Below are 12429 nucleotides of genomic sequence, written 5' to 3' on the forward strand. Positions count from 1 at the left end.
TATAATTATTCCTGCGTTTTTATGATTGGTATGCAGGTATTTTTGTGCGGAAGATTGCTTTAATATAGGCACTTTTCGGTGGTATATAGGGATTTTTTGGAAAAGTGTGCGTTTATCGAGCGGAGTAATACGGCATGGTGGCGAATGACGTACCTGTGTATACCCTCTACGGGGATGATTTAGCTTGGCCAACGCCAGACCTCCTGCACTGTGAGAGCATTCCAAAACGCAGCAGACTTCATCGTTGGGAAATCACACCACACCGACATGTCGATCTAGCCCAGATGCTGTACATCCATCAGGGCCAAGCTCAGATTGAGATCGAGGGGCAGGTGCGTCTAGTAACCGAGTCCACGCTTCAGTTCATACCTCCTCTGTGCATCCATGGTTTTCGATTCTCTGAGAACGTTGATGGATACATAATTACAATGGCCGCTCCTATGGTGGCTAGGCTGGGTGCTATCACGGGTTTGGGCTCAAGCGTGTTTGAGTATCCTGGCGACTGGCCGGTCGGAGATGACGCAAACCATCTCTATACACAACTTTCTGCACTTAGTGACGAATACCACGGTTCCAGCCCGGGGCGAGACGTGATGCTCCAATCTTTGATCCAGATCGTTTTGGTCTGGATTGGCCGTAGGTTCCTTTTACAGCGCCATAGCAGCATATCCTCCAAACCAGGACGGGAGCTTATGCGCCGTTTCTATAGATTGCTCGACTCGGAATTCAAGATGCAGCCAAAGGTCGAAAACTTGGCACATCGCTTGGGCGTATCTGCACGAACCTTAAATGCCACTTGCAGGGAGTGGGGAGGGGAAAGTGCTTTGCCTCTGCTTCATCAGCGCTTGCTGCTTGAGGCAAAGCGTCAGCTTATTTACACCACTATGAGTATTACCCAAATCAGCGACTGTCTTGGGTTCGCCGAGCCCACATACTTCGCACGTTTCTTTCGTAGGCTCACAGGAAAGAGTCCGCGAGAATTCCGAACTGAAACTATTGCGCCCCCGGCTCACTTTGTCGAGCGCCCAGATTAGTATTAAATTGCAATACTGAATGCTGATAGTTTTTTCAGGGAGCAGTAGGCAGGAAGCCGCTAATGACACATTGCTCAAATGAGAGCCCATGATTTGATCCTGTCGAGAGCTTCACCCTTTAAGAGAGTTACTTCCGGCGTCTTCTCCTGAGCAAGCTGTTCGCCAATTCGAATGGACTGGGCGCGGCCTGCGTCGATTTTTAATCTTCAGAATATGAGGGCTGCGCGATCGGGCTATAGCAATATCCTCGTTGAACCGATCTGGCTGGTCGACAAGCCTATGGACATAGCGAGTCCGCATCAGGCCATATGACCGCGGTGTCCGATGCGGCGAAGCCCTACATCCCTTAACGTTTCATCAAGCGTTAAGCCAACAGATGAAAGTGCAGGTGCACGGAGGAGTCTGGTTTGCATCGTGGTGACAAAACCAAGGTGTGCTTCCCTGGCCCGGCATTGGCCACGACTATGGGGTCAAACTCGACGGTTGATAACTCCAGATAATTGTGCTGGAGTTACCGTGGCTGCGAGTTGGCATAAACGGTGCGATTATCATGCTGTAAACGTTGGCATTTCGCAGACCCGCGGGTCGTCCTGCGCCTGCTCTGGCACACAATAGGTGGCGTGACTTCCTCACCCAGCCTTGGCCGGAAAAGCTTCGTGCATTGGGCTCACAAGCGTTTCGGTTGCAGTCCCAAGTCGAGGCCATGAGCAGGGCATCCAGAACGACACCACCACCATCGAACAGCATAGTTGCGAAACCGCCGTTCTCCAACGCCAAAAACTTTTCATCCGTAGCGAGCAAATCAACCCGGCTTAACGCACCTTGCAGGATGACTTGCTCAATACAGACCTCGAAGCTACCGAGGAAGCGCTAAATTAGCTCATCCCTGCTTTGACTTAGGCAGGACTCAGTCAATTTTCTAAACGTGCGCCTTGGTCCACGCATCATATACCGCCTGCGGTAGGGCTGGGGCTCGTTTACCTAAAATTTTATGGTGTAATCAATGTTCACCCTTGTTTCATTATCACTTCGAAACGTAGACGCAGTCGTATGCTCGTTTCGATAGAACGCTTCGCGGATTCTAAAGGCCAAGTCCTTGGCCGGCCCAGACTGGATGACATAGGACAGTTCGAAATCCTTAGAGGATTCAGATAGATCGCTGCCGCCCAAAGCAGGGAGGTTTATGCTGTCGCCGTGAAGGTAGCGCACCATTGCCGAGAGACCTGGAATACCGGATGCAGCAAAGTTGTAGTCATACCGTACTGCCCAGGTGCGCTCTTTTGGGTTGACGAAGTCGGCGCTCATCGTGCCGTCACTGAGTACGACTGGCTCCCCACCAGCTATGTAAGGAAATGCCGAATCGCCAAATTGACGCATGTACCCCACACCTAGACTGTGACCTCCCAAAATGTAGGTGAACATGCCGCCGACGTTCAGGTTATCCACATTTCCTGCCTTGGCTTGACCATCTTCTCGGCTGTTGAAAACTCGGATATCACTTCTAAGCTTGCCGTCCCCCAATGGAAGCGTATGCAGTAACCCAAGGTAGTCCTGCGTGTAAATGTCTTGAAGCTGTGCATGGAAAAGCCGAAGTGTTAGCGTGTCCGTCCATCGATAATCCCCACCATAGAAGTCGAACCGTGTGGAAGTCGCCCCAGCTTTGAATCTCCCGTTTGGCGATGCCAGCGAGATGGGTTGATAGTCTGTGGAGTCTCTCAAATTGACGCGATCGATCCTGCCGGCATGCACGGTAAGTCGATCCAGATCATCGGACACCAGGTACGCCCCACGAAACGATTGAGGGAGAAGGCGCGCAGGACTGGCGGTGATCACCGGTAGCGAAGGGAAGAGGGTGCCTACCGAAAGCTGAGACTTGGATATTTTGGCTTTGACTGCCAGCCCAAGCTCTGAATACTCATCCTTCGCTTCCCGCGTCACCGGGTTGTAGGCCAGCAACTGTGTGGCTGTTCTGTCGGGTGAAGAGTCGAGCTTGAGTCCAAGCATGGCCGTTGCATCAATACCCAAGCCTACTTTGCCATCGGTGAACCCCGAATTAGCCCGGAGAATAAAACCCTGAGCCCACTCCCGGGCTGCTGAGTACGGGGTGTCGCCTTTGTAATCCCGATCCAGATAAAAATTGCGAGCGGTTAGCGATACATTGCTGTCGTCAAGAAACGCTGCGCAGGCGTTCTGCGCGAACGCGAGCGCGATGATGCCCAGACCAGGACGCCTGAGGCTTAAAAGCCGGTTGCACATGGCATTACACCTTGTTGTTTTTATTGGTGATCAGGTCAGGCAGTAGTTGTTAGCGCTGCTTGCGGTTTGTGCTGTCGCTTCATCGACCAGACTGCTAGCGCCGCGATGAGAAATGCCGTGGCGAAGAGTGCGTAAAGGTCGGTTGGTTTCCAACTGGCATCGATCAGAAAACCTGCGACTAGTGGTGAGAGAATTGCGCCAACGCGGCCCATGCCGATTCCCCACCCCAGTGCGGTAACGCGTTGCTCGGGGGAATAGAAAGTAGGGGTGAGGGCATAGAGGCCTGCCACGCAGCCGTTCACAAGCACTCCAATAATCAGGACTAGGCCGAACGCGAGGCCCAAATTGTCGGTGAAGTTCACAAAAACACCGAGGAGCAGAGCATTGAGGCCTAGGTAGATCATCAAAACACTACGTAGCTGGAACCTCGCAGCCAGCAAGCCGATCAAGGACGTACCGATGATACCGCCTACGTTAAGCAGAACCCCTCCTGTGATGCCTTGCTGATTGGACAGGCCGGCTGCAACCAGCAGCTTCGGAGTCCAGCTCATCACAAAGTAAAAACCGAACATCACAAGAAAGAATCCCGCCCAGACCAATAAGGTGGAACGTAAAAGCGGTTTTGAGAATAAGCCTGTGAAGGTTTGGCGCAGCGATGCAGTGGCGCCGACTGACGCTTGCGGCATCTCATCGATTTGCCCAATACCCACGCGCTTGAGCAGTTTATTGATTCGCGATAGTGATTTGCTTGGTTGGCGAGCAATCAGGTAGGCGATGGATTCCGGGAGCAGGAAATACATCACCGGGAGCGTGAGAAGGGTTGCTATGCCGCCGTAGAAAAACACAGAACGCCATCCCATGCTTGGAATAATGTGAGCCGCGATCATGCCGCCCACTGTGGCCCCGAAAGCATAGGCCGTGGACTGCAGGCTGATCGCCAAGCTACGCCACTTCTGGTTGGCGAACTCGCCTGCAATTACGTAGCTGCTTGCCAGGACGCCGCCTATGCCGAGCCCGGTCACAAATCGAAGCAGTCCCAGTTGTTGTACGGAATGGGCTTGTGAAGCCGCAAGCATTCCCAGACCCGCTATTGAGATGCAGACGAGAATCAGAGGCCGACGCCCGTAACGATCTGCCCACGGAGCGATGAAGAGAGATCCGATTGCCATTCCCACCAGTCCGGCACTGAGCAGGTATCCAAGCTCTATCCCGCTCAGGCCCCATTCAGCAGATACGGATGCGGCAGTGAACGCCATGACCAAAACATCGAATCCGTCGAGCATGTTGATGAGGAAGCACAGGGATATGACTAACCACTGAAACAAGCTCATCCGGTTATGATCAAGTTGATGATTGATGGACTGGCTCATTGTCCTTTCCTCCATACGAGACGAAAGCTTCTGAGGGCGAGCGCAGGCACCCTGATTAATAGGGAGTTTGAGAAATTCATTGGCGACCTTCTTCTTGTTTTTATCGAAGCACTGCAAGGAATCAGCCAGGCTGGCCGAATAGGTTCCAGCCAAGGCCAACTGATAATCGGCCTTGGCCAGTCACGGTTGAATCAAGCGGCGCGGAATAGGTTGTGCGGATCGATTACGAATTTTTTAGGGACACCCGCATCGAATTCGCCGTAGCCTTTGGGGGCCTGATCCAGAGTGATGACCTCCACTCCAACGATGTCAGCGATCTTAATGCGATCCCACATGATTGCCTGCATCAGTTGACGGTTGTACTTCATCACGGGGGTTTGCCCGGTATGGAAGCTGTGCGATTTCGCCCAGCCCAAGCCAAAGCGAATGTTAAGACCTCCCTGTTTAGCCGCCGCGTCAGCTGCACCTGGATCTTCAGTCACGTAGAGACCTGGGATTCCAATCTTTCCAGCTACGCGCGTGACGCTCATCAAAGAGTTCAACACCGTTGCAGGAGCTTCCTGCTGTGAGCCGTGTTGGCCATGTCCTCGTGCCTCAAATCCAACTGCATCAACCGCACAGTCGACTTCAGGCTCGCCCAGCAAATCAACGATCTGCTCGTGGAGCGGGGTATCTTTGGATAGGTCGGCGATCTCGAACCCTTGGCGTTTGGCATGAGTAAGCCTGGTCGGGTTGACGTCGCCGACAATGACGACTGCAGCGCCCAGCAAGCGAGCAGAGGCTGCCGCAGCGAGACCAACAGGCCCCGCACCGGCAATGTAGACCGTGCTACCAGGGCCCACTCCTGCTGTAACCGCGCCATGATACCCGGTAGGCAGAATGTCCGAGAGGCACGTGAGGTCGCGGATTTTTTCCATGGCGGCATCGCGGTTAGGAAGCTTCAGCAGGTTAAAATCGGCGTACGGGACTAGAACATATTCTGCCTGGCCACCTACCCAGCCTCCCATGTCCACATAGCCGTAGGCACCGCCGGCGCGAGATGGGTTTACCGTCAAGCAAACACCTGTGTGTTGCTCTTTGCATGTTCGGCAGTGGCCGCAGGCGACGTTGAAAGGGACAGAGACCAGGTCTCCGATCTTCATGGTTTCAACGCCTCGTCCAACCTCGACCACTTCACCGGTAATCTCATGACCCAGCACCAGGCCGACTGGCGCAGTGGTACGTCCGCGGACCATGTGCTGGTCTGATCCGCAGATGTTGGTGGAGACAACACGCAGTATGACGCCGTGATCTATTTGCTTACCTTGTGGATCCTGCATCTTTGGATAAGGGATGCTTTGAACCTCGACTTTTCCCGCACCGAGATACACTACGCCACGATTTACAGACATACCTGCTCCTTGCGTCTAAGACGCAAATCTTTGGGTCTTTGGAAAGGGCTTATCGTTAAGCGGCTATTTAGATGCTTGGCGCAACTGCTCGATGATCTTGCGGGCTCGGTTGGCGCCGACGTCCACATGGATATCCACCATAGGTTTTGGGCCAAACTCCAGCATATTTTTGTATTGAGCTTCGATCACAACCTTGTCTTCGTCAAAGGTCATGGCTGTTTGCTGGACTACCTTTGCCTTGATCTCCTCATGATTGCTCTTGGGGTTGGTTGCGATCGTCCAGAAATAATGGCTGGTGGTTTCCGTCTCCGGGGTTACGCCATGGAATCCACGCATGTGAAAGCCTCCGCGACTCGGATCGTCCAGAGAATCTGTGCCAGCGTCGACAGCGCCTGTCCATATGCGAAGGTGGGAAACGAAGAATTCGATTTCCTGCCAGCGATCAACCTTATCCTTGAATGGATAAGCCGCCGAATAGGTTGGAGGTGGCTCTGAGCCAAGCATGTGTCGAGTCACACGCACGCTCTTGTCATCGCTTTCGACCCGCATCTCAGCGTTCATGTGGATGCTGGCATTGCCACCGATCGTTCTCAGGTGCACATACCCCAAGTGGCTCAAGTCCAGCAGATTGTCATGGATAAGCTGGTAAGGTGCCTCGTAATGGTAGACATCGCCTTCAAACACATACTCGCCGTCGCTGTGCACAGCGTAATCTGGCGGCTCACACGCGGGCTCAGGATAATCAGCGCTACCGAACCAGATCCAGATAATCTCATTGCTTTCCTTGACGTGATACGCAGGGACTTTTGCTTTGGAAGGGATCTTTGCCTGGCCAGGCACTTCCAAGCACTGTCCCGCACCGTTAAACAGCAGCCCGTGATAGCCGCAGCGAACTCCCTTCTCTTCGAGAGTGCCGTGAGAGAGAGGCAGGGCTCGGTGACAGCAGCGGTCTTCCAAAGCTGCTGGCGAGCCATCTGCAGTTCGGAAGAGCACGATCGGTTTACCTAGCAGCGTGCGGCCAACCGGCTTGTCCTTGAGTTCCCAGGCAAACCCGGCTACGTACCACTGATTAAGGGGAAAGGCGGGCAGATCTGCTGGTGGTCCGGCATCGTAGGCCAGCGTCTGGGCTTGGGATGTATTCATGGCATTCTCCGTAACGAAGGTGGGCTAATTGGTCTCAGAGATCCAGCACAAGGCGAGGACTCTGGGAGCGTGAACAGCATGGGGTGAAGAAGTTGCGAGCTCGTTCATTTGCATCTAGGAACTGGTCGCGGTGATCAGGGACACCGGCGAGCACCTGAGTCACGCACGAGCCACAGATGCCTTGTTCGCACGAGCTTTCGATCTCAATGTCATGTTCAATCAGCACTTCAAGCGCAGTTTTGTCGGCTGGAACTGTCAACACGCGGCCAGAGCGTTGAAGCTCAATCTCGAACGACTGGTCGCCTTCGAGTACCTGCGCAGGCGCTGCGAAGTCTTCTCGATGCACCTGACTCTCGTACCAGCCCGCTGCTTGTGCGACGTCTTGAATGTGATTCATGAAGCCAGTGGGGCCACAGACGTAGATCTGCTCATTTGCGTTAGGTGATTGCAGAATGTTCGCAGCATCCAGTCGTTGCTCGGCATCACCGTCATCAACATGTAGATGAAGGTGTTGCGCGAAGGGCGGCTCGCGCAAGAGGTTGAGAAAGGCGAGTCGTTCCACCGAGCGACCGCAGTAATGCAGCTCGAAATCTTTGCCCTCCGCCAGCAGTGTGTGAGCCATGGCCAGAATCGGTGTGATGCCAATCCCTCCTGCAAACAGCACGTAGCGCTGACCAGTCAAATCGAGCTCAAACAGATTTCGAGGTTTGCTGATGCCAAGTTTCGTACCCTGCGAAATATTGCCGTGCATGCCTTTGGATCCTCCTCGGGATGACGGATCCTGAAGCACTGCGATGACGTAGCGATCCTGTTCATGAGGGGGGTTGCAGAGTGAGTATTGGCGAGTAAGGCCTTGCGCGACATGGACGTCGATGTGCGAACCTGCTGTAAATGCGGGCAGACTTCCCCCGTTTGCAGCGATTAACTCAAAGGAGCAGACCCCCTCGGCTTCAGTAATTTTTCGTGATACGCGTACTTCGAGCATGAGTGTTCCCCCGCCGCATAAATGCAGCGTTTAAAAGGCAAGTAGATGTGATCCGTTTCAGTGGCGAAGCGGATGAAGACTCGGAGTCAGGGGGAGGAGGAGGCTAGGGAAGGGGGCATGGCACGGTCTCTCAATTTTTTATTGTATGGGCGCGTAAGCGTAGAATGCGGACGCGACATCTATGTTTTTGTATACTAGCCACATTGGTTGCGGTGTCAACCAATTTAGTTGCGGTATCAACCTTTTTTGACGAGAAGCAGGAAACCACCTGTCATGCCTCACCCATCAATGAACCTGGAACGGTATGTACCTGCGCTCCTGACCTTCCTGACCAATAAAATGTCCAGCGGCGCGTCGGCCTGCTATCGGAAACACTTCGGCATTGGGATAGTCGAGTGGCGCCTGCTAGCACTGTTAGCTGTGGAAGGGCAGGCGAACGCGAATCGGATGGTGCAAACCATCGGACTGGACAAAAGCGCGGTAAGTCGATCGCTTCAGCTGCTGGAGCGCGATAGCTATGTCAGCTCTGCAATGGATCCTCAGGATGCTCGCCGCACCACGGTGTCTTTGACTGAAGCAGGGCGGAGTCTTCACGATCGCGTCCTGCAGACAGCCCTTAGGAGGGAACAGCTTCTTCTCGCAGCTCTGAACGAAGATGAAGTTGATATGTTGATTGGCTTCCTGCACAGAATGAGTGCTCAGTTGGAGGCAGTGAATGCAGTGGAGCCGGAGGGCCAAAACTAGGTTGCGACTCAAGTATTGCGCAGTCCGTAACGAGGTTCGGCAGACTGCGTGAGTCGTCAATGGCCATCTTGAATGGCATGGTCAGGGAAATAGCGATGCGTCTTCAGAAGGATTTCTCGGGCGCGTGGCCTCGCAGTTAAGCGCGAGGCCACGTTTTAGATGGGTATCAGGAGCGCTCACCTTCAAGTAATGCTACTGCTCTGACGAAGCCTGCTGATGCATGGCGGATCTTGTATGGGAAGCATGAAATCCAGAACCCGGTAGACGGAAGCTGATCAAGATTTGCCAGCTTTTCCATTTGACCGTAGCCGATATCACGGCCCGCCTTATGTCCTTCCCAGACGATCGAGGCGTCACCGCTCTGGGCGAACCGTTCGCGTGTGAACTTAAAGGGCGCGTCCCAGCTCCAGGCATCAGTGCCGACGACGCGAACACCACGTTCGAGCAGGAACATCGTCGCTTCGCGGCCCATTCCAACACCCGCATCAAGGTACCCGGGTTGGCCGAATAAGCTTCCTGCGCGTGTATTTATCACCACGATTTCCAGAGGCTGTATCGAGTGGCCGATGCGTTTCAATTCCGCGTCTACGTCCGCAGCGGCTACGACGTAGCCGTCGGGGAAGTGACGGAAGTCCAGTTTCACGCCAGGCTGTAAACACCACTCGAGAGGGAGTTCATCAATGCCGTATGCCGGCTTGCCACCGTCTGTTGTCGATGCATAGTGCCAAGGCGCATCCATGTGGGTACCGCTGTGCGTGGTGATACTTAATCGTTCTGCTGCCCACGATTCATTCCCAGGTAAATCCTCCTTGCGAAGCCCCGGGAACATGGCAGCCATCTCTGGCCAACCCTGCTGGTGGTCCATGTAGTCAATCTTGGGAAGCAGGGGTGGGGGATCTGTATAGGGGTTGTTGTCTAGGTTGACTGAAAGGTCGAGCAAGCGCAACTCAGCGAAGTTCATGATTAGCAGTCCCTACTTTCGTACCCTTGGGGCGTGTGAGGGCCGGGTGCTTGCCGAGTGCATTCCGTATCATTAGGGCCGCTGAGCGATCATTCCGAAAACCAAAATCGCGGGCGCGAGTGGTTCGCAGAGGAGGTAGATTCCCGAAGAGCGCCTCAAGCTGGGGGTCTGGATTGAACCGGATTTTCTTGTAGTTTTCAGCGCCAAACTGCGAGCTGAGCGCTTCAAGGATTTCGCTGATAGACAACTGCAAAACTGGGAGCTGCCAGACCCGATTATTTCGAAGCCCGTTCAATTCCGCTGCAAGGATTAGATTGTCCACACAGCAGCTTGCGGACATCCACCAGCAAGTCGCTTTAGGTGAAACCGGGCACTCATAGTCTTCGCCCGCTGCATAGGCGTGAAGTAGATCGCTCATGAATGCTGACTTCAAACCGTTCGGCTCCTGAGGACGAGCCACTATCCCAGGCAGCCGAACAACTCGACCGTCCAGCTCACCCCGGCGCACCAGATCTTCGATGCCTATTTCGATCATCCGCTTGTGTGCCGCATATGACAATTGCGGATGCGCAGGCTGGGACTCATCCATGCGAACTGGTAAATCCCCTCCGTAGACCGCCACACTACTCGCATAGACGAGGATAGGAGGGCGCTGGCGGTTACGGAGTTGTTGAAGCAACTCCAGGCTGGCTTGTAGATTGACCTGGTAACCCAGATCGTAATTGGCCTCTGCTGCGCCTCCCGGGATGCTTACGAGGTGGAAAACGACATCAATCCCATCTGCCAGCACTCGACGTAGGAGCGCAGGATTGGTGATGCTCCCTTCCTGCCGGCGAACACGGTTATCGTCAGGAAGACCATCGGTAGTTTGGTCTACCGCAAGAATGACTTCGATCTTTTTTCCGCGTAGCTCACCTTGCTTAAGCAAGCGTTCGACGAGCTCCCGACCGACGAAGCCATTAGCTCCGCTGATCATTACACGCATGACCTACCTCCCTGCACTATTCGCTGGTCGATAGGCCCGAAGAGTACGCTACCGTCAGCGCACTTCGCCTCCATGCGCACGCGGTCTCCGAAGCGCATGAACGGAGTGCTAGGTGCTCCGTCAGCAATGGTTTCGATTGCCCGGCGTTCAGCGATGCAAGCCGACCCTACGGATCGATCGTTATTGGAGACAGTGCCTGATCCTACAAGTGTGCCAGCGCTCAGTTGGCGGGTCCGTGCAGCATGGGCGATCAGTTGATGAAAGCCGAAGTGCATTTCACCTCCATGCGGATCACCGAACCACTCACCATTCCACTCCACGCTCAGAGGGAGGTGCACTCGGCCATCTCGCCATGCATCACCCAGCTCGTCTGGAGTTACTGCTACAGGGGCGAAGCTGCTGGAGGGTTTGGCCTGGAGAAAACCAAAACCCGTTTTCATTTCGCGCGGGCCGATGGCACGCAAGCTGACGTCGTTCAGTTGGAGGACTAGGCGGACATGGCGCAACGCTTCGTCTGCAGGGCATCCCATGGGAACGTCGCCAAGCAGCACCGCAAACTCGCCTTCGAAATCGATGCCGTCTGCTTCAGAAGGGAGTGCAACGTCTTCATTTGGGCCAAGGAAATCGTCCCCCGCTCCTTGGTAAATCAACGGAATGGTATCAGCGTTCTCGATCGGTTCTAGATTGAATGCTTTCTGCATCAGCTTGCCATGAGTTAGGAAGCAGGAGCCATCCAGCCACTGCCACGCCCTAGGCAGGGGAGCCATCAATCGATCAAACGTGAGCGCGAACGCATCGGCAGCCTCACCACAATTCAGTTTGTAGTACAGCGATGCGAGGTGCGCCTCAACATTCGCCCAATTTTCCAATGCCGCCAGCATTGTGGGAGCTAACGGGCCGGCGATGACAGCCTGCTGCAGGTCTCGAGAGACTACAACCAAGGCTCCGTCCCGGGTATGGTCGTTGAGGGTTGCGAGCTTCATCCCAGTAGCTCCTGCAGTTCAGGCGCATAACGCCCGTCGATAAGGATGAATACCATCCGCGACATCTGTTCAGTGCGGTTACTCCAAGCGTGATTCGTGCCGCGCTGGACAACTATGTCACCGCGCTTGAGGTGCACCTCTCCTTCGTCCAGCACCAGCCATACCTCGCCCTCGGTGACGATGCCGTAATCAAGCGTCTCGGTGCGGTGCATGAGCTTATGCTTGGAATTCGCTTTCCCGGTTCCGGCGTGAGAATCACCAATTTCGGCAAATGCGGCGGCAGCATCCTCGGCACTGACCTGGTTCTGTACGCTATCTGGGGGAATGTCCACGACGCGAATGACGCTACCCAGTGGGCTAGGGCTCAGCTGTAGTGGCTGGGAGGTCGGATCATCGGCGTTATCTAGCGGCGCAGGGGTCGTAGCACTGTTCCAGACTTCGTAAAAGACAGTGCCAGGAACTGCTTTGAGCGGGAAGTTGTTGGGCGTTGGCGCACTGTGGGCGACCACCGCCAGTCCCTCACCATTGTGTCCAGTCACCACACGCTTGAAAGTAGGAAGGTTTTGCATAGGATCTC

At 54.5% G+C, this 12429-nt stretch carries 11 protein-coding genes and 1 pseudogene; 3 read left to right on the forward strand and 9 right to left on the reverse strand.

Annotated features, from left to right (window positions below; genetic code table 11):
- Nucleotides 1–134: 134 nt before the first annotated feature.
- Both ACN6NG_RS10625 and ACN6NG_RS10630 read left to right on the forward strand, forming a co-directional pair.
- A complete protein-coding gene (locus ACN6NG_RS10625) occupies nt 135–1034 on the forward strand; it encodes a helix-turn-helix domain-containing protein (protein WP_474313897.1) in 900 nt (299 codons plus the stop codon).
- A gap of 601 nt (nt 1035–1635) precedes the next feature.
- Nucleotides 1636–1847: pseudogene (locus ACN6NG_RS10630) on the forward strand (hypothetical protein); the annotation flags it as partial.
- Between the two features lie 168 nt (nt 1848–2015).
- Here the strand turns inward: ACN6NG_RS10630 and ACN6NG_RS10635 are convergent.
- The 5 genes from ACN6NG_RS10635 to ACN6NG_RS10655 form a co-directional block, all read right to left on the reverse strand.
- Nucleotides 2016–3290, reverse strand: coding sequence for an OprD family porin (locus ACN6NG_RS10635; protein WP_474313899.1), 1275 nt, complete (start codon nt 3288–3290; stop codon nt 2016–2018).
- Between the two features lie 35 nt (nt 3291–3325).
- Nucleotides 3326–4660 carry an MFS transporter gene (locus tag ACN6NG_RS10640; RefSeq protein WP_474313900.1) on the reverse strand — a complete coding sequence of 445 codons (1335 nt, stop codon included), beginning with the start codon at nt 4658–4660 and terminating at the stop codon, nt 3326–3328.
- Nucleotides 4661–4851: 191 nt separating this feature from the next.
- Nucleotides 4852–6051: a formaldehyde dehydrogenase, glutathione-independent gene (gene fdhA / locus ACN6NG_RS10645; RefSeq protein WP_474313902.1), complete on the reverse strand. Its 1200-nt coding sequence runs from the start codon at nt 6049–6051 to the stop codon at nt 4852–4854.
- A gap of 63 nt (nt 6052–6114) precedes the next feature.
- On the reverse strand, nt 6115–7194 hold the full coding sequence (locus ACN6NG_RS10650) for a Rieske 2Fe-2S domain-containing protein (RefSeq protein ID WP_474313903.1): 1080 nt from the start codon (nt 7192–7194) through the stop codon (nt 6115–6117).
- Between the two features lie 34 nt (nt 7195–7228).
- Nucleotides 7229–8179 (reverse strand): PDR/VanB family oxidoreductase, encoded by a 951-nt coding sequence (locus tag ACN6NG_RS10655; RefSeq protein ID WP_474313904.1) that lies wholly within the window; start codon nt 8177–8179, stop codon nt 7229–7231.
- A 273-nt stretch (nt 8180–8452) separates the two neighbouring features.
- Here ACN6NG_RS10655 and ACN6NG_RS10660 point away from each other — a divergent pair, with 273 nt between their 5' ends.
- Nucleotides 8453–8923 carry a MarR family winged helix-turn-helix transcriptional regulator gene (locus tag ACN6NG_RS10660; protein WP_474313906.1) on the forward strand — a complete coding sequence of 157 codons (471 nt, stop codon included), beginning with the start codon at nt 8453–8455 and terminating at the stop codon, nt 8921–8923.
- A 166-nt stretch (nt 8924–9089) separates the two neighbouring features.
- On the opposite strand, the gene ACN6NG_RS10665 is transcribed toward ACN6NG_RS10660, so the two are convergent.
- From ACN6NG_RS10665 to ACN6NG_RS10680, 4 genes are read right to left on the reverse strand one after another with little or no spacing between them, the layout of a single operon-like run.
- Nucleotides 9090–9884 carry a cyclase family protein gene (locus ACN6NG_RS10665; protein WP_474313908.1) on the reverse strand — a complete coding sequence of 265 codons (795 nt, stop codon included), beginning with the start codon at nt 9882–9884 and terminating at the stop codon, nt 9090–9092.
- Nucleotides 9871–10869 carry an NAD-dependent epimerase/dehydratase family protein gene (locus tag ACN6NG_RS10670; protein WP_474313910.1) on the reverse strand — a complete coding sequence of 333 codons (999 nt, stop codon included), beginning with the start codon at nt 10867–10869 and terminating at the stop codon, nt 9871–9873. The genes ACN6NG_RS10665 and ACN6NG_RS10670 overlap by 14 nt, the downstream gene beginning before the upstream one ends.
- On the reverse strand, nt 10860–11852 hold the full coding sequence (locus ACN6NG_RS10675) for a fumarylacetoacetate hydrolase family protein (protein ID WP_474313912.1): 993 nt from the start codon (nt 11850–11852) through the stop codon (nt 10860–10862). Before ACN6NG_RS10675 ends, ACN6NG_RS10670 begins: the two co-directional genes overlap by 10 nt.
- Nucleotides 11849–12421, reverse strand: a complete 573-nt coding sequence (locus tag ACN6NG_RS10680; protein WP_474313913.1) for a cupin domain-containing protein — start codon at nt 12419–12421, stop codon at nt 11849–11851. The genes ACN6NG_RS10675 and ACN6NG_RS10680 overlap by 4 nt, the downstream gene beginning before the upstream one ends.
- Nucleotides 12422–12429 lie beyond the last annotated feature (8 nt).

The sequence above is a fragment of the Pseudomonas sp. TSO6 genome, assembly GCF_056098905.1.

Coding starts and splice junctions, on each gene's coding strand:
- ACN6NG_RS10675 (WP_474313912.1), bottom strand. CDS start 11,852: ATGAAGCTCGCAACCCTCAACGACCATACCCGGGACGGAGCCTTGGTT.
- ACN6NG_RS10655 (WP_474313904.1), bottom strand. CDS start 8,179: ATGCTCGAAGTACGCGTATCACGAAAAATTACTGAAGCCGAGGGGGTC.
- ACN6NG_RS10640 (WP_474313900.1), bottom strand. CDS start 4,660: ATGAGCCAGTCCATCAATCATCAACTTGATCATAACCGGATGAGCTTG.
- fdhA (WP_474313902.1), bottom strand. CDS start 6,051: ATGTCTGTAAATCGTGGCGTAGTGTATCTCGGTGCGGGAAAAGTCGAG.
- ACN6NG_RS10635 (WP_474313899.1), bottom strand. CDS start 3,290: ATGTGCAACCGGCTTTTAAGCCTCAGGCGTCCTGGTCTGGGCATCATC.
- ACN6NG_RS10680 (WP_474313913.1), bottom strand. CDS start 12,421: ATGCAAAACCTTCCTACTTTCAAGCGTGTGGTGACTGGACACAATGGT.
- ACN6NG_RS10665 (WP_474313908.1), bottom strand. CDS start 9,884: ATGAACTTCGCTGAGTTGCGCTTGCTCGACCTTTCAGTCAACCTAGAC.
- ACN6NG_RS10625 (WP_474313897.1), top strand. CDS start 135: ATGGTGGCGAATGACGTACCTGTGTATACCCTCTACGGGGATGATTTA.
- ACN6NG_RS10660 (WP_474313906.1), top strand. CDS start 8,453: ATGCCTCACCCATCAATGAACCTGGAACGGTATGTACCTGCGCTCCTG.
- ACN6NG_RS10670 (WP_474313910.1), bottom strand. CDS start 10,869: ATGCGTGTAATGATCAGCGGAGCTAATGGCTTCGTCGGTCGGGAGCTC.
- ACN6NG_RS10650 (WP_474313903.1), bottom strand. CDS start 7,194: ATGAATACATCCCAAGCCCAGACGCTGGCCTACGATGCCGGACCACCA.